The 24,031-nt window shown below is 68.8% G+C and carries 16 protein-coding genes; 1 reads left to right on the plus strand and 15 read right to left on the minus strand.

Features of this window, described 5'->3' with window-relative positions; genetic code table 11:
- Window positions 1-19 precede the first annotated feature (19 nt).
- From D5S08_RS04355 to D5S08_RS04390, 8 genes are all read right to left on the minus strand, one after another.
- Window positions 20-817, minus strand: a complete 798-nt coding sequence (locus tag D5S08_RS04355) for a LytR/AlgR family response regulator transcription factor (RefSeq protein WP_121115902.1) — start codon at window positions 815-817, stop codon at window positions 20-22.
- Window positions 814-2,073, minus strand: a complete 1,260-nt coding sequence (locus tag D5S08_RS04360; RefSeq protein ID WP_121115904.1) for a sensor histidine kinase — start codon at window positions 2,071-2,073, stop codon at window positions 814-816. Before D5S08_RS04360 ends, D5S08_RS04355 begins: the two co-directional genes overlap by 4 nt.
- 17 nt (window positions 2,074-2,090) lie before the next feature.
- The gene (locus D5S08_RS04365) at window positions 2,091-2,807 is read right to left on the minus strand and encodes a DsbA family protein (protein ID WP_121115906.1); all 717 of its coding nucleotides are present in this window, start codon (window positions 2,805-2,807) and stop codon (window positions 2,091-2,093) included.
- A 10-nt stretch (window positions 2,808-2,817) separates the two neighbouring features.
- Window positions 2,818-4,188 carry a M48 family metalloprotease gene (locus tag D5S08_RS04370; RefSeq protein ID WP_121115908.1) on the minus strand — a complete coding sequence of 457 codons (1,371 nt, stop codon included), beginning with the start codon at window positions 4,186-4,188 and terminating at the stop codon, window positions 2,818-2,820.
- A gap of 68 nt (window positions 4,189-4,256) precedes the next feature.
- Entirely contained in the window at window positions 4,257-5,006 is a 750-nt protein-coding gene (locus D5S08_RS04375; RefSeq protein WP_121115910.1) for a sulfite exporter TauE/SafE family protein, read from the minus strand.
- A gap of 108 nt (window positions 5,007-5,114) precedes the next feature.
- Window positions 5,115-5,903: a PAS domain-containing protein gene (locus D5S08_RS04380; RefSeq protein ID WP_121115912.1), complete on the minus strand. Its 789-nt coding sequence runs from the start codon at window positions 5,901-5,903 to the stop codon at window positions 5,115-5,117.
- A gap of 99 nt (window positions 5,904-6,002) precedes the next feature.
- Window positions 6,003-6,419, minus strand: a complete 417-nt coding sequence (locus D5S08_RS04385; RefSeq protein WP_241557225.1) for a DUF2141 domain-containing protein — start codon at window positions 6,417-6,419, stop codon at window positions 6,003-6,005.
- 8 nt (window positions 6,420-6,427) lie between these two features.
- Window positions 6,428-7,153: a sterol desaturase family protein gene (locus D5S08_RS04390; RefSeq protein ID WP_121115916.1), complete on the minus strand. Its 726-nt coding sequence runs from the start codon at window positions 7,151-7,153 to the stop codon at window positions 6,428-6,430.
- Between the two features lie 201 nt (window positions 7,154-7,354).
- On the opposite strand from D5S08_RS04390, the gene D5S08_RS04395 reads away from it, so the two are divergent.
- Complete coding sequence (locus D5S08_RS04395; protein WP_126665491.1) at window positions 7,355-11,878, plus strand: Calx-beta domain-containing protein; 4,524 nt, start codon at window positions 7,355-7,357, stop codon at window positions 11,876-11,878.
- 46 nt (window positions 11,879-11,924) lie between these two features.
- On the opposite strand, the gene D5S08_RS04400 is transcribed toward D5S08_RS04395, so the two are convergent.
- The 7 genes from D5S08_RS04400 to D5S08_RS04430 all read right to left on the minus strand — a co-directional run bounded on the left by D5S08_RS04400 (window position 11,925) and on the right by D5S08_RS04430 (window position 24,029).
- Window positions 11,925-13,010, minus strand: a complete 1,086-nt coding sequence (locus tag D5S08_RS04400; protein WP_241557226.1) for an SMP-30/gluconolactonase/LRE family protein — start codon at window positions 13,008-13,010, stop codon at window positions 11,925-11,927.
- Window positions 12,947-14,287: a GntT/GntP/DsdX family permease gene (locus D5S08_RS04405; protein ID WP_121115922.1), complete on the minus strand. Its 1,341-nt coding sequence runs from the start codon at window positions 14,285-14,287 to the stop codon at window positions 12,947-12,949. The genes D5S08_RS04400 and D5S08_RS04405 overlap by 64 nt, the downstream gene beginning before the upstream one ends.
- A 1-nt stretch (window position 14,288) precedes the next feature.
- Window positions 14,289-16,577 (minus strand): glycoside hydrolase family 3 N-terminal domain-containing protein, encoded by a 2,289-nt coding sequence (locus tag D5S08_RS04410; protein ID WP_241557227.1) that lies wholly within the window; start codon window positions 16,575-16,577, stop codon window positions 14,289-14,291.
- Between the two features lie 11 nt (window positions 16,578-16,588).
- A complete protein-coding gene (locus tag D5S08_RS04415) occupies window positions 16,589-17,692 on the minus strand; it encodes a Gfo/Idh/MocA family protein (RefSeq protein WP_121116241.1) in 1,104 nt (367 codons plus the stop codon).
- Between the two features lie 102 nt (window positions 17,693-17,794).
- On the minus strand, window positions 17,795-18,895 hold the full coding sequence (locus tag D5S08_RS04420; RefSeq protein ID WP_241557228.1) for an aldose epimerase family protein: 1,101 nt from the start codon (window positions 18,893-18,895) through the stop codon (window positions 17,795-17,797).
- Entirely contained in the window at window positions 18,892-22,728 is a 3,837-nt protein-coding gene (locus D5S08_RS04425; protein ID WP_121115926.1) for a LamG-like jellyroll fold domain-containing protein, read from the minus strand. Before D5S08_RS04425 ends, D5S08_RS04420 begins: the two co-directional genes overlap by 4 nt.
- On the minus strand, window positions 22,725-24,029 hold the full coding sequence (locus D5S08_RS04430; RefSeq protein WP_206610282.1) for an oligogalacturonate lyase family protein: 1,305 nt from the start codon (window positions 24,027-24,029) through the stop codon (window positions 22,725-22,727). Before D5S08_RS04430 ends, D5S08_RS04425 begins: the two co-directional genes overlap by 4 nt.
- Window positions 24,030-24,031: the final 2 nt, after the last annotated feature.

Here is a 24,031-nt window from a genome sequence, read left to right on the forward strand (position 1 = left end):
ATCCAACGGGCGCCGCGGATCAGTGAACGAAGCGCGCCACCACGTCGCGATAGGACCGGCTGACCTTCACCTCGGCGCCGGACTGCAGCACCAGGAAGCATTCGCCATTGGTGTGAGGCTTCACCTGCCGCACCTGGTCCAGGTTGACGATGGTGGAACGGTGCACGCGCTGGAAGGCGCGCGGGTCCAGCCGGCGTTCCAGATCCTTCATCGTCTCGCGCAGGATCAGCGAATTGTCGCCGGTATAGATGCACATGTAGTCGCCGGCCGCCTCGATATGTTCGATGCTCCCCACATCCACCCGGAAGATCTGCCCGCGATCCTTCACGTTGATGATCCGTTCATAGCGGCCCGCGGATTCGTCGTCGGGCGCGGCCATGTTTTCCACCGCATCGGGCGCGACCTCGGCCAGCACGTCCTTCAGCTTTTCCGCTTCCTCGCTCGACCGCTTCTCGGCCAGGCGCTGGCGCACCCGCTCGATCGTGTCGGCCAGCTGGTCGGGGTCGACCGGCTTCATCAGGTAATGGACGGCATTGGCCTCGAAGGCGCGGATCGCATGTTCGCCATAGGCGGTGACGAACACGAACAGGGGCGGCTCGATCTCCATCACGCCCTTCACGACGGAGAAGCCGTCGAACCCCGGCATCTGGATGTCGAGGAACACCAGATCGGGCTTCTCGGTCTTGATGGCGCGGATCGCCTCCCGCCCGTTGGCGCAGGTGGTGATGACTTCCACATCGGGGAAGGCTTCGAGCCGCAGCTGGAGACCCTGGATGGCGAGCTTTTCGTCGTCGACGAGAATGGTGCGGATTGTCATAGGTTGCTCCCCGATGCCCTGTGGACCGGTGGGTTGTGAACGGGCGAGTCGATGGCCGGTTTCGAAAGCGCGGCAAAAGGCTGCGGCGCCATGTCGGACCCGGCGCTATCGCCCTGCAATTCGAACGGTATCTCGATAGTCACGGTGAAACCGCCTTCAGGCGGCGTAGTGATCTCGAACCGGTGATCTTCGCCATAGGCCTGCGCCAGACGGTTGCGAATATTGGCCAGGCCCACGCCGGTGGACTCGGTGCGGCTGGCGGGCTGCTCCATCGCCAGGGCGCGCCCTTGCGTACCCGGGCCGGTATCGGCCACCACCAGCCGCAGGCGGCTGCCCAGCACCTGCGCCGTCAGGCTGATGCGGGCGCCTTCCTCCTGCGGGGAGACGGCGTATTTGATCGCGTTCTCGACCAGCGGCTGCAGCAGCAGGCTGGGGATGGCGGCATTCACCGCCGCCGGATCGACCCGGAAGCGGGTGCGCAGCCGCTCCTCGAACCGCATGCGCTCGATATCGAGATAGAGCTGCAGCGTGTGCACCTCCTGCGCGACAGTGACCGTGCCGCCGGGCTGCGCCACCAGCGTGTGCCGCAGGAAGGCGGAAAGGCGGGTCAGCATGGCATTGGCCGGTTCGGTCTGCTTCAGCAGCACCAGCGTGCTGATCGAATTGAGCGTGTTGAACAGGAAATGCGGGTTCAGCTGGTAGCGCAGCATGGCCAGCTGGGCGCTGGTCGCCTGCGCCTCCAGCCGCTCCAGCCGGTCCGCCTGTTCTTCCACCTGCAGGAAGTAGTTGATGGCGTAATACAGCGCCGACCAGGCACCCAGCAGCGTCAGGTCCAGGTAGAACGCACCCAGCACCAGGCTGGCAAAGCCGGTATCGCTGGTCTGCGCCTGATACAGGCTGAGCACCCAACCGTTGATCGCGGCAGAGACGATGACGGCCACGCCCAGCGCCAGCGCGGTCGAGCTCCAGGTCACCAGCGGGCGGCGGTGGATCAGCTGGCCGTAGATGACCGACAGGATCAGGCTGATGGAACAGCGCGTCACCATCTGGATCAGCACGATGACCAGGAAGCTGAGCGGCCGGCCATTGGCCAGGCTGGTGACGGCATGCAACAGCATCGCGCCGCCCCAGCCGATCATCTGCAGCCGCCAGAAGGCGCGGTTCTTGTCCGCGAAGAAGGGGGCGGCGGGGGTGAAGTGCAGCCGGGCGATGGCGGCGGCCTGGCTGGTCCCGTTGCGGGCGCCCGGCCGGCGCATAGCTGATGGCAGCGGGTTCAGCTTGCCGCCCCTTGGCCGGGGTTGCCGTCGCGGGCCGTCTGGACCGCCTCCGCCAGAGCCTGCTGGCCGACCGCCCCGCTCAGCAGCTGGTCGCCGGCGATCCAGGCGGGCGTGCCGTTGATCCCCAGCTGCGCGGCCATGGCACCATTGGCCTGCAGCGCCTGGTCGATCGCCCCGTTCCTGATGGCCGCCTGCGCCCGGGCCATGTCCAGTCCGGCCTCCCTGGCCGCCGCGGCGATGCCGGCTTCGGACGGCGGGCCCAGACGGAACATGGCATCGTGGAACGCGGCATACCGGCCCTGCTGCGCGGCGGCGAGCGCCATGCGCGCGGCATCGGCGCTGGCGGGGGAGAGGATCGGATATTCGCGCATCACCACCTTCAGGTCCGGATTGGCGGCAATCAGCGCCTTCACGTCATCCAGGCTGCGGCGGCAGAATCCGCAGGCATAATCGCTGAAGGCGACCAGCGTGACCGCACCCTGCGGATTGCCAAGCACCGCGCCGGAGAAGGGCTGTTCCAGCTGTGCGCGCAACGGCCCGATCCGGCCCTGCTGTTCCTGCTGCTGCAGCAGGGCGATGGCTTCGGGCAGGACCTGTGGGTTGGCCAGCAGGTAATCGCGGGTGCGGCTGTCGCCCAGGCCCGAATAGCTCCAGCCCGCGGCACCGGCAAAGCCGGCAACCAGGGCGACAAGGATCGTCAGCAGCCAGCGCATGGCTGCCGACCTAGTCGCGCGCCCGCGCCCGTTCAAGCTGTGCGCGTGCCTGCAACGCGACATCCTGTGCCCGCAGCCAGTCGGCCGAGCCTTCGGGCAGGCTGTGTTCGGCGGCTTCCGCGTTCTGCAGCGCGGCCGATGGCTGGCCGCTCATGATCAGCTGTTCGGCACTGGCCAGCTGCGCGCGGGGGATGTCACCCTGCTGGCCATAGACCACGCCCAGCTGATACCAGGCAAAGGGGTTCTCCCGGTCGCGCCCCACGGCGGCGCGCAGCACCTGCTCCGCTTCGGCCAGGTTGCGGCTGTCTTCCGTGGCGATCAGCGCATGGCCGAACGTGCCGGCGATCAGGCCGTTATTGTTGGTCAGCCGCGTCGCCTGCCGCAGCAGGGGCAGCGCCTCCTGTGGCCGGCCGGATTCCAGCAGCACCTGCCCCTTCAGCTCCAGGAAGTAGGGGTCGTCGGGGTCGGTGGCGATCAGCGCGTCCGTCTCCGCCAGCGCCAGGTCCATGCGCGCATCCTTGTGATAGGCATAGGCGCGGGCATAGCGGGCGGGCGCATCGTTCAGATAAGCGGGGTAGTGCGCCAGCGTGTCGGCCGGCTTCGCCAGATAGCCGTACAGCTTGGCCTTGATCCGTTCGAAGCGGCGCTGCTGATCGGGATCGGGCGGGGTGTCCCACGCCGGGTCCGCCTTGTAATCGGCCTGCAGCCGGCTGATCCGGTCGCCCGACAGCGGGTGCGTGCGGCTGAAGGTGGCATCGTCGTCCTGGCTGAAGCCGTAGCGGTATTCCAGGTTCTGCAGCCGGCCGAAGAAGGTGAGGCTGCCCTTGCCGGTGATGCCCGCGTCCGACAGATATTGCACGCCGGCCGCATCCGCGCTCGCCTCCTGCGCGCGGCTGAAGGACAGGAACGATCCCATCGCCGCCTGCTGGCCCAGCGCCATCGCGCCCATGGCCGCTTCCCCGGCGCCGGCCAGCGCGGCGGCGACGCCCACCAGCATGGACAGGATGGAGATGTTGGTGGCCGCGCTCATCCCTTCGGAAAAGCGCACGATGTGCCCGCCCTGGATATGGCCCAGCTCATGCGCCAGCACGCCCTGCACCTCGTTCGCGGTCTCCGCCGCGCCGATCAGGCCGGAATGGATGTAGATCCGCTGCCCGCCGGCGACAAAGGCGTTAATGCTGTTGTCGTTCAGCAGCACCACTTCCACTGCATTGGGCTGCAGCCCGGCAGCTTCGGACAGGGGCGCCATCATGTCCTGCAGCAGCGCCTCCGTTTCCGCATCGCGCAGCACCGACTGGGCCAGCACCGGCCGGGTGCCGAGCAGTAGCAGCGCGAACAACGCCAGGGCGAGCGCCGGCAGGCGGCGGAGGGTCACATCCATCGGCGCGGACCCCAACACGGGAGGGCTGAATACAGCGTTAAGGTTGGCGCGGGTGCCGCCCGGTATGCTCACGCCATCGCTTCCCACACCAGTCCGACCCCGACCAGCACCATCAGCCAGTGGATCGCGGTGTAGAACCGCTCTGCCGAGACCCTGCGCACCAGCCACACGCCGGCAAAGGTCGAGAGGATCGCCAGCGGAAACAGGGCGGCGGAGGTGAGCAGGTTGTCACGGTCGAACTGGCCCAGCGCCACATAGGCGGGCACCTTGATCCAGTTCAGCGCCGCGAAATACAGGGCCGTGGTGCCCACCAGATGGTCACGCCCCAAGTTGCGCGGCAGCACCCAGATCTGGAATGGCGGCTGGCCGGCATGGGCGATCTGGCTGGTATAGCCCGATGCGATGCCGAACAGCGACCCGACCCATTCGGGCCAGCGGCGGACCCGTGGCGGCAGGCTGTGGCGGGCGGCCCAGATGCGGTACAGGCCGAAGATGATGGAGATCGCGCCGACCATCGCCATGACGGTCATCGCCGACAGGCTGGCCGCGAAGACATAGCCGAGCCAGACGCCCAGAATCGATCCGGGCATCATCCAGGCCAGCAGGGGCCAGTCCACGGTGCGCCGGAACGCCCATACGCCGACCGCATCCTGCGCGATCAGGATCGGCAGCAGGATGGCGGCGGCGCGCACCGGATCGACGGCGAAGACCAGCATGGGCATGGCGAGGGCACCCATCCCGGCGAACCCGCCCTTCGACAGGCCGAGCAGGATGACCGCCGGTATTGCCAGGGCATAGAACAGCCAGTCATGCACCATGGGCGGCGCCTGCGGCAGGATGGTGGATGGTCAAGGTTTGGCTCCGACGGCGGCGATCCGGTGTGGTCGCCGATACGCCGCCGGGCCGCAAACCGCCACTCCCCGGCGTCAGAGCCCCATGCGCTGCGCGGCGGCGGCAATCAGTTGCGGGTCGGCGGGCACCTCGCCCAGCACCTGTTCCCCGCCCGCCGGATCGCGGCGCACCAGCATCAGCACCAGTTCGCCTGCCAACGGCAGCTCTGCCGCCGGGGCGGGCAGGCCCGGCCCATCCGCCCAGTCGGTCAGCAGCATGGGGGTCAGCGGCACCCGGTCACGGCGCAGGGCAGGGGCCATCTCGCGCGCGATCTGCGCCTCCAGCTGCTCGCCCGCCAGTTCCTTCCAGTTGATGACCGCCAGCACATGGGTCGGGCCGGTGCCGGTGGCGGTGAAGGGCAGCAGGATGCCGCGATACAGCATGGTCGAGCCGCGCAGCCCGACGAACTCGGCCTCGAACCCCGCGGGTGCGCCGCTATCGATGATGGCGCGGTAATGGTCGTCCACCCGTTCCAGCAGCGATCCGGCGGGTGCCTGATGCAGATGGGTCGGCGTGGTGTCGCCCAGGCCGCATTCAGCCGCCAGCGCCGCCCCCAGCCAGGTGATCGCCGGCTGTCCGGTGCCGTCCGGCACATGCAGCAGCACGGCATTGGCGGCAAAGCCGGGCAGGGCGGCCGGGTCCAGCATGTCGATCCGCGGCAGGCTGGTCTCCGCCAGCAGGCTGACCCAGTAATTGTAGGCACGCACCTGCATCCGGCGTTCGCCATGCCCGGCAAAGGCGGCGGCGCAGGTCAGCCCGCCATCATCGTCGGGCTGGTAATCCGCCAGGAAGGCGGTGTCTGCGGCTGCGGGCCCGAAATCCATTGCATGCCCCCCATGCGATTGGCTGAGAATCATTCGCGCAGCATGGCGGCGGGGGCGTGAAGGTTCGGTAAAGACGCGAAACTTCGGTAATCCAGGAAACTACAGCATGTAGCGCATGCGGATTGTCTGCTGCACCGGCTGCGCACCCACGGCAAAGGCGGCGTCGTCAAAGGTGGGCGGGCCCATCCGCACCCGCGCATCGCGCGAGAAGCCGAAGCCTTCGCGCGGAATCATCGCGGCCTTGTCCGCCCGGCCATTGCCGTTCTCGTCATGCAGCAGCGCGATGGCGTAGGTGCCGGGCCGTACATCGGGGAAGGTGATGACCAGCGTTTCCGGGGCCCCATCGGCCGGCACATTCGCGCGGTAGGATGCGGCATCGCCCCGGCAGCGGGGGAAGCGGCCTTCATTCGTCGTCATGCAGGCCATCACCACGCCATTGTGGTTGCGCAGCGCCGTCACCGCGACGCGCACGGTGACGCCATGCGGAACCTGCGCGGGCGAGGCTCCGACCAGCAACGGGGCGCTCAGGGCTGCTGCCAGCGCCGCGACAGGCCGCGATCCGTGCCGCACAGATGATCCCAGAACCGGAAATAGAGCCCGTAATTGCATTTGTACTCTTCATGGTGCCGCTGGTGGTGGCTGGCGGTTATCAGCCAGTTGCCCAACCTGGAGTTAACAAAGGCGGGCGGAAACATCTCCCACCCCATGTGGTTCGTCACGCCCATCACGGTCATGACCGTCAGCACCAGCCCCAGCACCGCCACATGCACGGGCAGCACGAACACCAGCACGGGAATGACCAGCGCACCGGTCAGCGACTCGGTCCAGTGGAAGGCCATCGCGGCCCAGGCCGTGGGCGGCCGGCTGGCATGGTGGACCGCATGCATCACCTTGAACCAGCGTGGCCGGTGCATCAGCCGGTGCGTCCAGTAGAACCAGGTGTCGTGCGCGAACAGGTACAGGAACAGCGAGGCGGGCAGCCACCAGAGCGGCCAGGCATCCCATTCGGCATAGATCCGGGTCCAGCCACGTTCCTGCCAGCCCCAGGCGATGATGCCCGCGGGCACGCCATAGATGATCGCGGCGGACAGCGACCAGGCGATCTCCCGCCGGATCTGCGGCCCCAGCGTGGCGTACAGCCCCGGCCGCACGCGCGCCGTGGCGAGGGCAAAGGCGCCGCTCACCAGCAGGTAGCGCAGGCCCACGATGGCCACCATCGCCGCCGCCGAGGCGATCAGCGCGGTCAGCATGGGGAGGGGAGCGGGCGACGGGTCATGCCGTGCCCTTTAGCGCAGCTGGTGGATGCAAGACAGGGTTGATGACAGCGCGTTTCGGCTACGTATTGTGTCGCATATCTTTCGCAATCGCTTTGTAAGGCTGTCAATGTGCGCAGGCAGACCGTCGACGGCCTGCCGCCCAGACATGTGCCTGCATCCGGGGAACTGACGATTATGGCCTTTATCGATTTCACGACCGCCTCCGCCGCCATCGGCGATGATGCCACCGTCACCCTGCTGGCGCAGGACTTCACCGGCTTCACCGGGGCCGGCTTCGCCGCCACGCCCGAAGCGGGCCAGCTGGACAGCGACACCTATGTCCTGACGGGCATGAGCGATGGCGACGGCCTGTTCGGCGGCACCTTCGCCAGCGGCGATTTCGCGCGCGGGCTCACCACCGGCGGCGTGACCACCGGCGGCCTTTATGCACTGGATCGCGGCGCGGGCGATACGGCTCTGTGGATCCAGCCCGGCGGCACCGACTGGACGCCCGGTGCCTTCGAGATCGCACTGGTGAACAGCGGCGAGAGCAGCGCCACCTTCCAGCTGAGCTACGACCTGCTGGTGCTGAACGATCAGGCGCGGTCCAACGCCCTGTTCGTGGAAGTGTCCGCCGACGGCAACGCCTGGAGCCGGGTCAGCGCGTTCGACTATGTCTCGCCCGAGGCGGCGGATGGGCTGGGCGTGCAGGCCTTTGCCCGCAGCGGCACGCTGGTGCTGCCCACCACCATCGCGAACGGCGCAACCTTCTACCTGCGCTTCGCGGGCGACGATGTCGGCGGTAGCGGTTCGCGTGACGAGTTCGGGCTGGACAATATCGTGGTCACCGCAGGCGCCGGTGGCGGCACTCCGGAGCCGGTGCCCGGCACGCTGGCCATCGCCGATGCAACCGTGGCCGAAGGTGACAGCGGCACCGCCGCGATCAGCTTCACCGTCACCCGCAGCGGCGGCAGCGACGGTGCGGTCTCCGCCACATGGGCGGTCAGCTTCGGCAGCGCCGATACGGCGGACTTCGCCGCAGGACAGGCCTTCACCGGCACCGTCAGCTTCGCCGAGGGCCAGACCAGCGCCACGGTCACGCTGGACGTTGCGGGCGACACGCTGGTGGAAGGCGACGAGACCTTCACCGTGACCCTGACCGATCCCACCGGCGGGGCGGCCATTGCCGGCGCCACGGCCACCGGCACCATCACCAATGATGATGCCGCCACTCCCGGCGGCCCGGTCGCGAATGTCTGGATCAACGAATTCCATTATGACGACGCCGGCACGGATGAAGGCGAGATGGTGGAGATCGCCGGCGCGGCGGGGACCGACCTGTCGGGCTACACCGTGGTGTTCTACAATGGCAGCAACGGCCCGGATGCGGCGGTCAGCTACCGCACGCTGGCGCTGACGGGCGTGATCGATGACGAAGGCGAAGGCTTCGGCGCGCTGGCGTTCGACCTGCCGGCCAACGCCATCCAGAACGGCGCGTCAGACGGCTTCGCGCTGATCGCGCCCGATGGCACGGTGGTGGAGTTCCTGTCCTATGAAGGCGTGATCACCGCCGCGGACGGTCCGGCTGCCGGCCTCACCAGCACCGATATCGGCGTGGCCGAGGCGGGCGATCCCGAAGGGCTGTCGCTGCAGCGCACCGGTGCGGGCGCGGCGGGTGCCGATTTCGACTGGACCGGTCCGGTGGCGGTCAGCGCCGGCTCGCTGAATGACGGGCAGGACATCATCGGCGCGAGCGACACCGGGCAGATCCGGGTGCTGGATGCCAGCGTGACGGAAGGCGATGACGGCACCAGCCAGATGCAATTCGTGGTCCGCCGCGCCGGCGGGCTGGGGAGCGAGGCCAGCGTCGATTTCGCGATCACGCTGGATGGCACCGCCGATGCGGCCGATCTGGCGCCTGGCGCGGTGCTGGCGGGCACCGTCACCTTCGCCGTGGGCCAGACCAGCGCGATCATCACCGTGCCGGTACAGGGCGACACGATCGGCGAAGGCAACGAGACGCTGACCGTGACGCTGGGCAACCCGCAGGGTGCGATCACCATCACCGACGGCACCGCCATCGGCCTGATCGTGAACGACGATCCCGTGGCGCTGACCATCATGCAGATCCAGGGCGCGGGCCATGCCTCCGCCTTTGCCGGCCAGATCGTTTCCACCACCGGCGTAGTAACGGCGGTCGCCGGCAACGGCTTCTACCTGCAGGATGAGGCGGGCGACGGCGACGCCGCCACCTCCGACGGCGTCTTCGTGTTCACCGGCAGCACGCCGACCGTCGCCGTCGGCGACCGCGCGGATGTGGGCGGGCAAGTGGCCGAATATGTCGGCGGCGCCGGCGCGCTCAGCCTGACGGAGATCATCAATCCGACCGTCACCGTGACCGCATCGGGCGTGGCGCTGCCGCAAACCGTGCTGATCGGCGCGAACGGCATCCTGCCTCCTTCGGAGGTGATCGACGATGACGGCCTGACCAGCTTCGACCCGACCACAGACGGCATCGACTTCTGGGAATCGCTTGAAGGCATGCGCGTCACCATCGAGACGCCGCAGGTGGTCGCCAGCACCAACAATTTCGGCGAGACGGACGTGGTCGCCAGCCTGGGGCAGGGCGCGACCGGCGTGAACGATCGCGGCGGGATCACCATCTCCGAAGGGGATTACAACCCGGAGAAGATCCAGCTGGACGATGGCCTGCTGGCCGGCTTCGACCCCGACTACACCACCGGCGACCAGCTGAGCGACGTGACCGGCGTGGTCGGCTATTCCTTCAACTTCTATGAAGTGCTGGTGACGGAAGCGGTCACCACCACGCTGGACACCACGGTGGACCGTGAGGTGACGGATCTGGTGGGCGATGCCGACAGCCTGACCTTCGCCAATTACAACATGGAGAACCTGGACGCAGCGGAGGAAAGCACCGACGGCTCGTTCGACCGGTTCGACCAGCTGGCGGCCGACATCGTCAACAATCTGCGCAGCCCCGACATCATCGCGGCGCAGGAACTGCAGGATGCAGACGGTCCGGGCGGCGGCAGCGACCTGACGGCGGTGGCCACGGCCAATGCGCTGATCCGCGCCATCCAGGATGCCGGCGGCCCGACCTACGCCTATGCCGAAGTCGCGCCCACCGTGCCCGGCAGCACCGGCGGCGAGCCGGGCGGGAACATCCGCAACGGATATTTCTACAATCCGGAACGGGTCAGCCTGGTGGATGGCAGCCTGCAGGTGATCGAGGATGCCGCCTTCAACGGCAGCCGCAGCCCGCTGGTGGCGACCTTCGACTTCTTTGGGGAGCAGTTCACCGCCATCAACATCCACTTCACCAGCCGCGGGGGCAGCGACCCGCTGTATGGCAGCACGCAGCCGGCGGCCAATGCCGGTGACGCCGCGCGCCAGGCGCAGGCGGCGGCGGTGAAGGCCTGGGTCAACGACCAGCTGGCGACCGACCCGGATGGCCAGTACGTGGTGGCGGGCGACTTCAACGGCTTCTATTTCGAAGCCTTCCAGCGCCAGCTGACCGATCCGGCGCAGGGCGGCGTGTTCACCAGCCTGCCGGAGGCTCTGCTGCCGGACGAGGAGGTCTATTCCTACCTGTTCGAAGGCAATTCGCAGTCGCTGGACAATCTGCTGGCGACCGGCGGGCTGTACCAGAATGCCGAGGTGGACATCGTCCACATCAATGCCGAGTTCGCCGATGCCGACCGGGCCAGCGACCACGATCCGGTGGTGGCGCGCTTCAACTTCGACCGTGCCACGCCCATCACCGGCACCGCCGGGGATGATGTGCTGACCGGCACGGATGGCGATGACGTGCTGCTGGGCCTGGCCGGCAACGACGTCCTGTTCGGCGGCCGTGGCAACAACACGCTGACGGGCGGCGCGGGCAATGACACCTTTATTGTCAGCGGGGCCTATCTGAACGCCAGCTATGCCACGATCACGGACTGGGAAGAAGGCGACACCTTCCGCATCAACTCGCTGGGCAACGGCCGGGTGCGGTACGAGGAGGTCGCGGGCGACACGATCGTCTATGCCAACGGCGTGGCGGTGGCCACGATCGAGGACACGAGCGTGCGCGAAGTGCTGGCCTCGCAGGAATACGAGTTCACCCCCCGCTCGATCGCCGTGGTGATCGACGGTGTGGCGACCTCCTTCGTGGCTTATGGCGGCGCGCAGGCGGACACGCTGAACGGCCGGGCCAACCAGTCGAACAACATCAGCGGGCTGGGCGGCGACGACATCATCAACGGCCGCAACGTCGATGACTACCTGTTCGGCAATGGTGGTGATGACATCCTGGATGGCGCTGCCGGTGAAGACTACCTGTATGGCGGTGGCGGCAACGACATCCTGCTGGGTGGCAATGGCAACGACTACCTGGAAGGCGGCAACGGGTCCGACCTGCTGTATGGCGGGCGCGGCAACGATATCCTGGTGGGCGGCGACGGGGCGGACACCTTCCGCTTTGCGCGCGCCAACGAAGGCGTCGACCGCGTGCTCGACTACAATGTCGGGGAAGACAGCCTGGAACTGGGCGTGAATGCGCGCCAGGTCACCTTCCAGGACAGCTCGGAAGGCTCGCAGATGTTCTTCCGCGGCGAACTGGTCGCCGACTTCATCGGCGTCAGCGCGGCGGACATGATGGGTGAGATCGGCCAGGCCGCCGCCATGGCGCGAATGGAAGACCTCGCCTGGGCGTAAGGTGACATAGCGGGGCGGGGCGGCCCGGTGCCGCCCCGCACATGCTTCAGCCGCGCAGGGGTACGCGGGCCAGCATCGTGTGCGCGGTCAGGTAGAGGCAGCGCCCGCCATTCTCGTCCTGGCCGATCGCGCAATTGGCGATCGCGGTGCCGGTGCCGATGATCCCCAGCAGGCGACCTTCCGGCGTCAGCACATGTATGCCGCCTGGCCCGCTGGCGAAGACGGTGCCGTTCTCCGCCACATCCATCCCGTCCGGCAGGCCCGGCCGCCCGGCGGCATGGTGGCTGCGCATGTCATGGAACAGGCGTGGCGGACCGCTGGGCCGGCCATCGGTGCCCAGCGCATAGGCCAGCACCTCTGGCCGCTGTTCGTCCGACAGGGACAGGTACAGCGTGCGCCCGTTCGGCGACAGGCCGACGCCGTTGGGCCGATGATGCCGGTCCAGCAGATGCAGCGCGCCGTCCGGATCGCGCAGATACAGGCCGTTATGCTGAACCTCGCGCAGAGGCGACTCCTCCGCCGCGGTGAAGCCGTAAGGCGGATCGGTGAAGTAGATCGCGCCGTTGCGGGCGATCGCCACGTCGTTGGGGCTGTTGAAGCGCTTGCCCTCGAACCGGTCGGCCAGAACCGTGCGGCGCATGGTGGCCAGGTCAATTGCGCTGATCACGCGGGTGCCGCTGTCGGCGATCACCAGGCGGCCGGCCCCGTCGATCGCCAGGCCGTTGGCGCCCGCCTCGCGGATCTCCGGCGGGACCGGGGTGGCCAGGCCCGCGGGGCGGAGGAACTCCTCGACGGCACCGCCGGGGCGGTAGCGGTACATGACATTGTTGCCGGGATCGGTGAACAGCAGGTAATTGCCGGCCGGCACCCAGGCCGGCCCTTCGGCCCAGCCATAGCCGGTTCCCAGCACCTCGGCCCGGGCAGCCGGGTCGATGATGGCGGCAAGCGCCGGGTCGAGCATCTCGACCCCGCCGATCCTTGGCCGGTCCGGTGTACCCGCCAGCCGGGCGGCGCAGCCCGCCAGCGGCAGGGCGGCAAGGCCAGCCAGCAGGGTGCGGCGGGTGGCGGTCACGCCCATGGCCACAGCAGGGCGGCCATGGCGAACATGGAAAGGCCGGCGATCGTCGAGCATAGGGTCCAACTCCGGAATGTCTGCGCCTCTGTCAGGCCCAGGAACTGCTTCACCAGCCAGAAGCCGGTATCGTTGACATGGCTGGCGACGGAGGCGCCCGCACCGATCGCCACGGTCACCAGCGCCACCTGCCCCGGCGACAGGCCCGCGACGGCGATCAGCGGCGCGGCAAGGCCGGCAGCGGTGACCATCGCCACCGTGGCGGACCCCTGCGCCACACGTACAAAGGCGGACAGCAGGAAGGCGAAGACCAGGGCGGACAGGTTGGCGGAGGCGACCAGCGCGGTGATCCGGTCGCCCGCGCCGGACTGGATCAGCACTTCCTTGTAAGCCGCGCCCGCCCCCACGACCAGCACCATCAGGCCCGCCGGCGCCAGCGCGCGGGTCATGATGTCGGAAATCACCTGCAGCGGGGCGTGCACGACCATCCGCAACCAGCTGCCGACAAAGCCGCAGGCGATGATCAGCGCGGTGAAGGGATGGCCGATGAACAGCAGCGTCGTCCTGACCGCGCCATCGGGCAGCCAGCCATCCGCCGCGGCGGCCAGCATGATCAGCGCCAGCGGTATCAGCATTCCGGCCAGAGCGGGGCCGAAGCCGATCGCGGCGGTGGCCGGCGCATCCGCGTCGAATTGTGGAGGCGGTGCCTGGTCGCCGAAGCCGGGCGCGCCATGCGCCAGGCGGGTGAAGACGGGACCGGCGATGATCGCCGCCGGAATGCCGCACAGCAATCCGTAGAATGCCAACAGGCCGTAATCGGTGCCGATCAGCTCCGCCACGGCGACCGGGCCGGGATGCGGCGGCAGCAGGGCATGCATGGTCATCAGGGCGGCCAGCAGCGGCAGCGCGAAATAGGTCACCCGTCGGCCGGCGCGCAGCGACAGGGTGGTCAGCAGCGGGGCGAGCACGATGAAGGCCACATCGAAGAACAGGGGCACGCCGACGATGAGGCCGACGGCGGTCAGCGCCCAGGGCGCGCGCCCTTCGCCGAATGCCGCCAGCAGCCGATGCGCCAGCGCCGCGACGCCGCCGCTCGCCTCCAGCAGCCCGCCCAGCATGGCGCCCAGGCCGATCACCACCGCCACGAAGCCCAGCGCCTGGCCGGTGCCTTCGCGCACGGCTTCCAGCACGCCGGCGGGCTCGCCACCCAGCACGAGGCCGGTGCCCAGCGCCACGACCAGCAGCGCGATGAAAGCCGGCACCTTCAGCCGCAACACCATCACGATCAGCGCGGCAATGCTGCCCGCGACGATCAGCAATACGGGACCGGTGCCCATGTCAGGAGACCGTCACGGGCGTGGCAAGCGCCGCGCCGGCCACCGCGTCCGCCGGCAGGGCATAGGCTTGCGGCACGGCCAGCGCGCCGGTCAGCCGGATGTCGGCGGAGGACGCACCGATCATCAAGTCCACCCGACCCGGCGCGACCTGCCAGCCATCATCGTCCCAGTGCGCGAACTGGTCGCTGGTCAGCGTGAAGCTGACGCGGCGGGTCTGGCCCGAATCCAGCGGTACCCGCACGAACCCGCGCAACTCGCGCTCCGGCCGGGCAAGTCCCGCAGCCGGTGCGCGGATGTACAGCTGCACCACCTCGTCGCCCGCCACCCGGCCATCATTGGTGATCGTGCAGCCGACGGTGTAGCGCGCCTTCTGCCCGTCCAGGTGCGTGTCGAGCGCAAGGTCGGCATAGGTGAAGCTGGCATAGCCAAGCCCATGGCCGAACGCGAACAGCGGACCGATATCGGTGTCGTGATAGCGCGCGCTGTCCACCGCCAGGTCCGGATTGGCCGGACGGCCGGTGGGCGGATGGGCGTAGAACAGAGGCAATTGCCCGCTGGTGCGCGGCATGCCCATCGGCAGGCGGCCGGCGGGGTTGACGCGGCCGTACAGCGCATCGGCAATGGCCGGCCCGGCCTCGTTGCCGGCGAACCAGGTCTCCAGCACGGCGGGAATGCCGTCCAGCGCCGCCTCCAGCGCCAGCGGTCGGCCGTTCATGAGCACCACCACGATCGGCTTGCCGACCTCGCGCAGCGCGGCGATCAGCGCCATCTGCGGGCCGGGCAGGGTGATGTCGGCGCGGCTGCGCGCCTCGCCCGAATGGTCGAAATCCTCGCCCAGCACCAGCACCACCACATCGGCATTCTGCGCGGCGGTGACGGCGGCGGGGATGCCCGCCTCATCATCGCTACGCGGCGCGACGCCGGGTGCGTAGGTCACATCGCCCATGGCTGTGCGCAGGGTGACGGAGTCCTCCTGCACCCCGCGCGCCTTCCACGAACCCAGCGTGCTGCGGGCGTCATCCGCCAGCGCGCCGACCAGCGCCACGCGGGCACCGGCGGTCAGCGGCAGCACGCCGCCTTCGTTGCGCAGCAGCACCAGCGATCGTTCCGCCGCCCGTCGCGCCTTCGCCCGGTGATCGGCGGACCCCAGCACTGTGCGTTCACGCACGGCATCGCCGAAGCGGTAGGGATCATCGAACAGGCCCAGCCGCGCCTTGGTCGCCAGGATGCGGCCGACAGCCTGATCCACCAGCGGCAGCAGCGTGGGATCGTTCGCCAGCGCCGTGCCGAGATGTTCGGCATAGGTGTCGCTGGTCATGTCCATGTCGACGCTGGCCCGCAGCGCCAGCGCGGCGGCCTCGGCCGGGGTGCTGGCGGCACCATGATCGATCAGTTCGGAAACGGCGTTCCAGTCGCTGACGACCAGCCCCTGATAGTTCCACTCGTCCCGCAGGATGCCGCGCACCAGATCGGCATTGCCGGTGGTGGGCACGCCGGCCAGATCGTTGAACGCGGTCATCATCGTGCCCACGCCCGCTGCCGCGACAGCGCGGAACGGCTGCAGATAGACCTCGCGGAGGGTACGCTCCGACACATCCGCCGTGTCATAATCGCGCCCGCCCATGCCCGCGCCATAGGCACCCAGATGCTTGGCGCAGGCCAGCACCGCATCGCGGCCGGCGAGGTCGGCGGTCTGGAAACCCTGCACCTGCGCCACGGCAATGCGGGCGCCGAGATATGGATCCTCGCCTGCACCCTCCACCACGCGGCCCCAGCGGGCATCGCGGGCGATGTCGATCATGGGGGCGAAGGTCCAGTGCAGCCCGCTGACCGCCGCCTCAATTGCCGCGACCCGCGCGGCCTCTTCCGCCACGGCGGGGTCGAAGCTGGCGGCCAGCGCCAGCGGCACGGGAAAGATGGTGCGGTATCCGTGGACCACATCCATCGCGAACAGCAGCGGGATGCCATGCGGCGATTCCTCCACCGCCACGCGCTGCAATTCGCGCAAGGGTTCCCCGCCCGCGACATGCAGGAACGATCCGATCCGCCCCGCACGCACGCGGTCCAGCGCGGCGGCATCCAGCCGGCTGTTCAGCGCCACCTGCCGCCCGCCGGCGACCTGGGTCATCTGGCCCAGCTTTTCCTCGACGCTCATGGCGGCGATCAGCCGGGCGATCCGCTCCGCATGCTGGCGCGGCAGGGCCGGCGCGGACTGCGCAAAAGCGGGGAAGCGGATGGCGGCGGCCAGCAGCGTACCGGCCACCAGCACTTCGCGGCGGCGCAACTCCATTCCGGCAGGCATCAGGCGGTCAGCCGGATGGCGCGGCCTTCGCGCGCGGACTGGTAGATCGCCTCGATGATCCGCATGTCGCGCAGACCCTCCATGCCGTTGGAGCGCGGCTCGGTGCCGGCCATGATGGATTCGGGCAGGTGGTCCAGCTGGGCGACGAACTGGTTCTTGGCCGGCGTGGGCAGGCGCACCTGCTCCGTCCTGCCTTCGCGATGCACCCATAGCTGGTGATCGGTGTAGGACGTCGCCGGCTCCGCCCGCAGCCAGCCTTCGGGGCCGTGCACGCGATAGGTGTTGTGGTTGGAGGTGTAGGAACTGACGCAGCTGGCCAGCGCCCCGCCGGGGAAGCGCAGCTGGAAGTTGATCCGGTCTTCCACCGTGGCGAAGCGCGGATCGCTGCGGTCGGTCAGCTCCATTGCGGTGACCTCCACCGGCTCCTCGCCCGCCAGATAGCGTGCGGCATTCAGGCTGTAGATGCCGATATCCATCAGCGACCCGCCGCCCGACAGCGGCTTGTCCAGCCGCCACTGGTTCGGCTGCGCGTCGAAGCCATGTTCGGAGGTGATGATGCGCACTTGGCCCAGCGCGTCGGACCGCGCCAGTTCCATCGCGTGCAGATTGTGCACCTCGAACTGCGAGCGGTAGCCGATCATCAGCTTCGTGCCGGCCTGGCGGCAGGCGGCGATCATCGCCTCCGCCTCCGCCGCGCTGATCGCCATCGGCTTCTCGCACATCACATGCTTGCCGGCCTGTGCGGCGCGGATGCTGTATTCGGCATGCATCGAATTGGGCAGCACGACATAGACGGCGTCGATATCGGGATTGTCGCGAATGCGGTCGTAATCGGCGTAGCTGTAACGGTGGGTCGCGGGGATGTCGTACTCCTCGCCATAGCGTTGCAGCTTCTCCGGCGTGCCGCTGACCAGCGCCACCAGCCGGGCATGTTCGCAATCCTTCAGGCGCGGCATGATCTGGTTGGTGGCGTAGGAGCCGAGGCCGACAATGGCATAGCCGAACTTGCGGCCCGGCTCCGCCGCGCGCGCCCGGCCGATCAGGGCACCTGCCGCCAGTGTCGCGCCCATGCCCGCAAGAACATGCCGCCGGTTGGCTGCCATCATCACCGTTCTCCCATCTGGCGGCCGATCTCCAGGCCATCTTTTCTGGTAACGGTATCATGCAAACGATTACGCGCAAGCACAAGCTGCTTGCGGATGCAATTACTCCGCTGTGAAGCGGAAGATGGTGGTGGAGCGGAAGGTTTGGCCCGGCCGCAGGACGGTGGAGGGGAAGTCTGGCTGGTTGGGGCTGTCGGGCGCGTGCTGCGTTTCGATCGCGTAGCCATCACCCTGCCGCAGCATCCGCCCGCCGGCACCCGCCAACGTTCCGTCGAAGCTGTTGGCGGTGTAGACCTGCATGCCGGGCTCGCTCGTCAGCACCTCCAGCACGCGCCCGCTGGCCGGATCGGTGGCGCGCGTCGCCAGGCGGATCGTGCCGTCCACCGCTCCCAGCGCGAACCAGTGGTCCAGCCCGCGGGTCAGCCGCATCTGCGGGTGAGGGTCGCGCAACCGCGTGCCGATTGGCGCGGCCTGCCGGAAATCGAAGGGCGTGCCGTCCACCGGCAGCATGCGGCCGGTCGGGATCCTGCCGGGCCCGAGCTCGGCGATCCTGTCGGCGAACAATTGCAACGACTGGCCGTCCGCAGAGCCGCCGCCCGCCAGATTGAAATAGGCATGATGCGTCAGGTTGAGCACGGTCGGTGCATCGCTTGTGGCGGTGTATTCGATCTGCAGCGCATCATCATCGGTCAGGGTGAAATCCACCTCCACCGACAGCCTGCCCGGGAAGCGGTTGGCCCCGGCCGGGCTGGTGTGGCGCAGCTTCACCGAACTGCAGCCGGCTGTCGTGCACTGTTCCGCCTGCCAGACCTGCGCCCCCAGGCTGTTGCGGCCGCCATGACTGACGGTGGCGGCGGGATCGTCGGCCAGGGCGACGCGCCGGCCATCCAGCACGAAGCCGCCACCGGAGATGCGCCCGGCATAGCGGCCGACGATGCTACCGAAATTGGCCCGCGCCTCGTAAGCAGCGAGATCGGGCAGGCCCAGCACGACATTGTCCAGCCGTCCCTCGCGATCGGGCATGGTGATGGCGGTGATGATGCCGCCCAGCGTCAGCAGGCTGACGCTGTGGCCGCGCGCGTTAGCGAGCGTGATCCGCTCCACCGCCTCGCCGCCGGCCGTGGTGCCATAGGGCTCGCGCACCACCTCCGCCCGTGCGGCCGCGGGCATGGCCAGCAGGAGGAGCGCGAGCGCGAGTCTCACCGCCCACTCTCGAGACGGGAGGCGATCGTGTCGCCCAGCCGCGCGCGATTGTTCGCCGGTGTCACCTCGCGCACGGCACCGTCCAGTTCCAGTCGTACCTGAACGCCTTCGCCGGTGCCGCGCGGCAGCGTCAGCACCAGATCCGCTGTGCGCGGCAAAAGGTTCGTTGGAGCCTCCAGCGCGGGGAAGGGCGCACGGGCGAGTTCCTGTCCGGCGGCATCGCTGGCGATGGCCGTGCCGGCTGATGTGGCCCGGGCGCCAAGAGAGTGCACCCGCACGCTCAGCCGCCGTCCGCGCAATGCCAGATCGTCGGCCGACAACCCGATATCGGGGCGCGTCGCGGGATCGTCATGGGATGTGGCGAGCGCGAAATCATAGACCATGCTGACGCCCGCCGGCAGGTCCAGCGCGATGCCGAGGCCGCGTTCCAGCTCCACCTGCTGCGCCGGGCCGGGCGCATCGGCGGCCCCGTCGCCATCACCATCGACGCCGCCCGCCATCGTCCATGTGCCAGCCGGCAGTTCCGCCCCGATCATCCGTGCGGCGACGCTGCGGCCCGACAGGTTGTGCGCCGTCACGCGGAACCGGTCGCGGCCCTGAGGCAGGACCAGGATGCCGACCTGCTCCGCCGCCAGGGGGTGGTCGAACCGCCAGCTGACCAGATTGCCGGGATAGATTGCGTTGCGCAGATGCGCGACGCCGCCCAGCCGTGCGCGCTGCAGCAGTTCCGATGGCAGGCTGACCCGGTCGGACCAGAAATGCGCCTCGGTCAGCAAGGGCAGGCGTTGTGTGGTGATGGCGACCTCCGCCTGCCACAGATCGGCCAGCAGGGTGGTGTCGCCGGTCTGCTGCCAGCGCACGAAGCGGGCAAGGGCGGCATCGCCCACCCCGCCCAGATTGCGGTCCACCGCGCGACCATCCGCGCCCGTGCCGTTGCCGGCGATGGTCTGCGCAATAGTCGCGCCATCTTGTATCCGCGCCAGCAGGTCTGCGTTGACGGTTGAGAGCGGCGCCACGTCGCCCTTCGCCAGATTGCCCAGCAGCGGACGCAGATAGCGCGGGTCCCCGGTCCAGTCGTAAGCGGCCCAGAACAGGTGCGATGCGCTGCCGAGGCCGCTGCCCTCCGCCGTGTCGGTCGCCCACGCGATCTCGGCCGGCAGGCGGAACGCGCCGTCGCGCTCCTCCCCATGGGCCAGCCAGCCATCCAGCAGTGACAGCACCGTCTGCCGCACCGCCGGCGCGCCGTTCCAGTTCACCAGCAGCAGGCCGGGATGGAAGATGAGGAAGCCGTAAGGCCGCTGCCAGCCCAGCGTGCCTTCGCGATAGATCTGCGACCCACTGAAATAGCTGCTGACCAGATGGTTGTGCCCGGCCGGGTTCACTTCTGCCAGCCGGCCATATTCGCGCGCCACCTGCATCGCGCGTTCGATCGCGGCAGGATCGCCCCATTCCATCTGCATCGCCTGCGCGACGGAGTTGATGCCCTCCTCGTAGGAATGCAGTTCGTCGGTGGCGATGCGGCTGAGCCCGCCGGTCCACATGCCGTTGGCATAGGTCGCATCCAGCACCCGGCGGACGGAGGCAGCCAGCCGTTCGGGCTGCACGCCCATGGCGGTGAGCGGCACCCACTGGTTGACGAGATCGGTGTCGTCCGACAGCCCGCCGCCGAACTCGCCATTGGGCACCTGCCGCTCGTCGATCCACCAGTCCACGAAGCGGCGCAGCAGCTTCAGCTGCTCGGTCTGCCAGAATGCCCAGGCGGGCACGCCGGCGGGCGGCTGGGGCAGGGTCAGCGAAGCGTAAGGCTGTTCGGGGTTCTTCTCGACCCAGTAGGCGCGCGCCAGCGCATTGCCGGGATCGACCCGCAGCACGTCCGAGATGTCGCGCTCGAACCGGTTCCAGACGGGGAACAGCCGCTGATTGGGCTGTTCCTCCACCAGGAAGGCGAGGTTGTCCCGCGCCTGTTCCAGCCGGTCGGCCACATGCTCCGCCTTGGCCTCGTCCCCAAGCTTGAACACGAGGCGCAGCCGGGCACCGGCCAACGCACCGGCATCGAAGCCGCCGCTCGCGGCACTGATGGAGACCATCAGGCTGTGCCCGCAAGTCAGGATGCGGTCGCGCGTGTCGAGCCACAGCGTGCGCGCTTCGTCCGGGCGAATCGAGACATTGACGTCCAGCAGGTCGCGGGCGGGCCACAGCGGATCGCGCACGCGGATGTTGAGCGGGATCAGCCCGTCATGCGTCGGCGGAAGGTCCAGCGCAGGCAGGTCTAGCGCGATGCCGTCCAGCCCCGCATCCATGTTCCCCCAGCCATAGGAGAAGCGGCTGGGCACCTCCCCCAAAGGCGGGTCGCGGAAGTCCGCGGGAACCAGCACATGCACCACCGGCATGGCCGGCGCGGCGGTGTCGGCGGTGTCGGCGGTGCGGGCAGCGCGCGGCGCGCCGGTGGGGAGGGCAACCACGATGCTGCGTTCGGCGGGCACGAAGCGGCCGGCGATGAAGTCCCGCGCCTCCGTCAGCGCAGAATAGCGCGCCGGATCGGCGGCGGGGTCGATGGAGTAGCTGAGCGTGACCAGCCTGCCCGGCACCTCTCCCGGCGCGACATGGTAGGCGGCGATTTCCTGGATCGGCGTTTCCGGCGTGGCGTTTTCCCAGCGGATCCTGCCGCCACGGCGATCCTGCGCCAGCTGCGTGGTGGTCCGTTCCACCCCTTCGCGCCGGCGCAGCAGCACGCCGGGCCCATCGCCGGCCACCCGGTTCAGCGTGCCATCGGCAGCGCCGGTCAACTCGATCCGGTTCCATGGCTCATCGGGTAGGGTCAGGTCGTAAGCGCGGCCGCCTTCGGAATAGACGTTCCAGTCGGGCAGCTGGAAGTAGTCGTCACGCCCCGGCAGGCGGGACCGGTTGTAGACGCCGGGCCAGGTCGTCTCCCGGATGCCGTCGGCCCCGCGGAACATCTTCGCCTTCAGGTCGCGCGTGTCGGCGAACTCTACCTTGCGGATGGTGGTGACCGGCGCGGTCAGCGGCGGCGGAGCCTTGTCCTGCCAGCCATGGCGCTGCAGCCAGGCGGCGCGCAGCGCGGCGTCGTCCGGGGCGGGCAGGACAGGCGCCTCGCCCCGCGCCAGCGCGGCCACGCCGGCATCGTCCAGCATCCGGTCGTAGATCCGCAGCTCGTCCATGTCGCCCGAGCGCCGGAAATTGTACATGCTGTGGACCTGGTACGGGCTGACGATGCGCTGGAACGGACCGAAGCCGAACAGCCCCATGTCGTACCGCGCCTGCCGGTCGGAGCTGGCGACCTGCCGCCCGTCGATCCACAGCCGCACGCCGGTCAGCTCGTCCCAGGCGAAGGCCACATGCACCCAGGCGTCGGGCGCAGGCGCGGACATTGCGGCGGAGATGCGGGTGCGCGCGAGATTGGTGTCGGTGACGAAGGCGTCATAGCCGGCGCCGTTCCAGTCGATCCGCAGCCAGCTCATGTCCCAGCTGGTGCTGTCCGCCGCACCCACCCGGAACAGCGTCACCGGTGCCTCGCCCAGCGGCGTGCGCGTGCGCAGGAAGAAGGACAGCGTGCCGCGCTGGGCGTGGATGTTGCCGGGGGCGGACCAGGCGAGCGCCAGATCGTCGTCCAGCGACAGGGCTGGCCCATCCGCGCCATCGGGCACGGTGGCAAGGCCGCGGGCGAAGATCGGCTGCGCCTCCCCGCCCGCCACCTGCGCGGTACCGGCATCATCGGCAGAAACAGCGAACAGCAGGCCGTCGCCATCCTGCGCCCGTGTCGCCGCCGGTAGCAGCAGCGCCGCTGCAACCAGCAGGGCGCTGCGGCCGATCATCGGGCCTGTTCGACCGTTTCGGGCACCGGCACGATCATGAGTCCCAGCTTCTGCCCGTTGCTGAGCAGGCCGGACTGCACCAGCAGGCGCTTGCCATCGGGGCTGAAGCTGGGATGCGTGTGGTCGGGGCGCATCAGGTGACCGCTGCTCAGCAGCGTGCGCTTGCCGTTCTCCCGGTCGATCAGCCACAGATTGCCGTCGAAATCGTCGCCCGCGGCCCAGCGCCCGTCATAGGTGACGGCGTTGTGCCAGTACCCGCCGGTGCTGCTATCGTCCTGCGGGATGTTGGGGTCGGTGAAGCCGCGCAGCGCGGCGCGGGTGAAATCCTCGATCGGAATCTGGCCCAGATGCTCCACGCTGTTGTCGCGCAGATTGACCACCAGGATGCCGGTGGGCACCTGCCGCAGCTCCCGCTTGTGGCCCATCAGGTTGAAGATCACGTGGTCCGCATCGGCGAACTGTTCATGCGTGACCCAGTCCAGCGGCCCTTCGGCATAGACCGGGCGGTTGCCGGTGCCGTCGGCGTTCACGATCCACATCCGTTGCGGCGCGTCGCCGCCGGTTTCGTGGCAATACAGGATCTCGCCCGGCCTGAACGGATTGGCCTGCACATGGCCCATGCGGAACGGCACTTCCACCACCGTGCGCACCGCGCCGCTGGCGAGGTCGATCGCGCGGAGGCCGCCGGGCACCTGCGGCACCGGCTGGCCGGGCTCGCGCGGGGGCGCCTGCCGGGCGTCGAAGCCGACATAGGCGGTGCGCTCGTCGGCATCCATCGTGAAGCCGCCGGCCTCGATGTGATCTTCGGGCATGGTGGCGACGACGCGTTCGTAGCCTTCGCGCTTCATCCGGCCGGCGGCGGCATCGGCCAGCAGCGGGGTTAGCTCGACCTCGATCAGCTGCGTGCGGCCGTTGCGAGCCTTGCGCATGTAGTACAGCCTGTTGCTCAGCCGCGCGACGTTGAGGCTGCCGGTGCCGACCCCCGGACCATCGGTCAGCTGGGTGATCGCGCCAGTGACCTCGTTGACGGCAAAGGCCTGCGACTCGCCATTCGCATCACGGTCGCCGGAACGGAAGATGATGTGCTGCCCATCGAACGCCCATTGCGGGTGCGTGGGGTAGTTCTTGGCATCGGTATGCCCGCCATCGGTCAGCACCGTCAGCACGCGGCCAGTGGTGCGGTCGGCGATCAGCTGCTGTTCCGAGGGGAATTGCCGCCCGACATCATCCGCCAGCGCCGGGGTCGCCACGAGGGCGGCTGCCGCCAGCAAGGTCAGCCGAACCGATCCGAAAACGTGCATCT

It is taken from the genome of Croceibacterium ferulae (assembly GCF_003660445.1).
GTDB classification, from domain to species: Bacteria; Pseudomonadota; Alphaproteobacteria; order Sphingomonadales; family Sphingomonadaceae; genus Croceibacterium; species Croceibacterium ferulae.

Excerpts from the sequence above, each read along its gene's own strand:
- D5S08_RS04370 (WP_121115908.1), bottom strand. The coding sequence starts at position 4,188 with ATGGATGTGACCCTCCGCCGCCTGCCGGCGCTCGCCCTGGCGTTGTTC.
- D5S08_RS04430 (WP_206610282.1), bottom strand. The coding sequence starts at position 24,029 with ATGCACGTTTTCGGATCGGTTCGGCTGACCTTGCTGGCGGCAGCCGCC.
- D5S08_RS04390 (WP_121115916.1), bottom strand. The coding sequence starts at position 7,153 with ATGCTGACCGCGCTGATCGCCTCGGCGGCGGCGATGGTGGCCATCGTG.
- D5S08_RS04405 (WP_121115922.1), bottom strand. The coding sequence starts at position 14,287 with ATGGGCACCGGTCCCGTATTGCTGATCGTCGCGGGCAGCATTGCCGCG.
- D5S08_RS04365 (WP_121115906.1), bottom strand. The coding sequence starts at position 2,807 with ATGCGCTGGCTGCTGACGATCCTTGTCGCCCTGGTTGCCGGCTTTGCC.
- D5S08_RS04360 (WP_121115904.1), bottom strand. The coding sequence starts at position 2,073 with ATGCGCCGGCCGGGCGCCCGCAACGGGACCAGCCAGGCCGCCGCCATC.
- D5S08_RS04375 (WP_121115910.1), bottom strand. The coding sequence starts at position 5,006 with ATGGTGCATGACTGGCTGTTCTATGCCCTGGCAATACCGGCGGTCATC.
- D5S08_RS04415 (WP_121116241.1), bottom strand. The coding sequence starts at position 17,692 with ATGGCAGCCAACCGGCGGCATGTTCTTGCGGGCATGGGCGCGACACTG.
- D5S08_RS04425 (WP_121115926.1), bottom strand. The coding sequence starts at position 22,728 with ATGATCGGCCGCAGCGCCCTGCTGGTTGCAGCGGCGCTGCTGCTACCG.
- D5S08_RS04395 (WP_126665491.1), top strand. The coding sequence starts at position 7,355 with ATGGCCTTTATCGATTTCACGACCGCCTCCGCCGCCATCGGCGATGAT.
- D5S08_RS04410 (WP_241557227.1), bottom strand. The coding sequence starts at position 16,577 with ATGGAGTTGCGCCGCCGCGAAGTGCTGGTGGCCGGTACGCTGCTGGCC.
- D5S08_RS04400 (WP_241557226.1), bottom strand. The coding sequence starts at position 13,010 with ATGCTCGACGATCGCCGGCCTTTCCATGTTCGCCATGGCCGCCCTGCT.
- D5S08_RS04380 (WP_121115912.1), bottom strand. The coding sequence starts at position 5,903 with ATGGATTTCGGGCCCGCAGCCGCAGACACCGCCTTCCTGGCGGATTAC.
- D5S08_RS04355 (WP_121115902.1), bottom strand. The coding sequence starts at position 817 with ATGACAATCCGCACCATTCTCGTCGACGACGAAAAGCTCGCCATCCAG.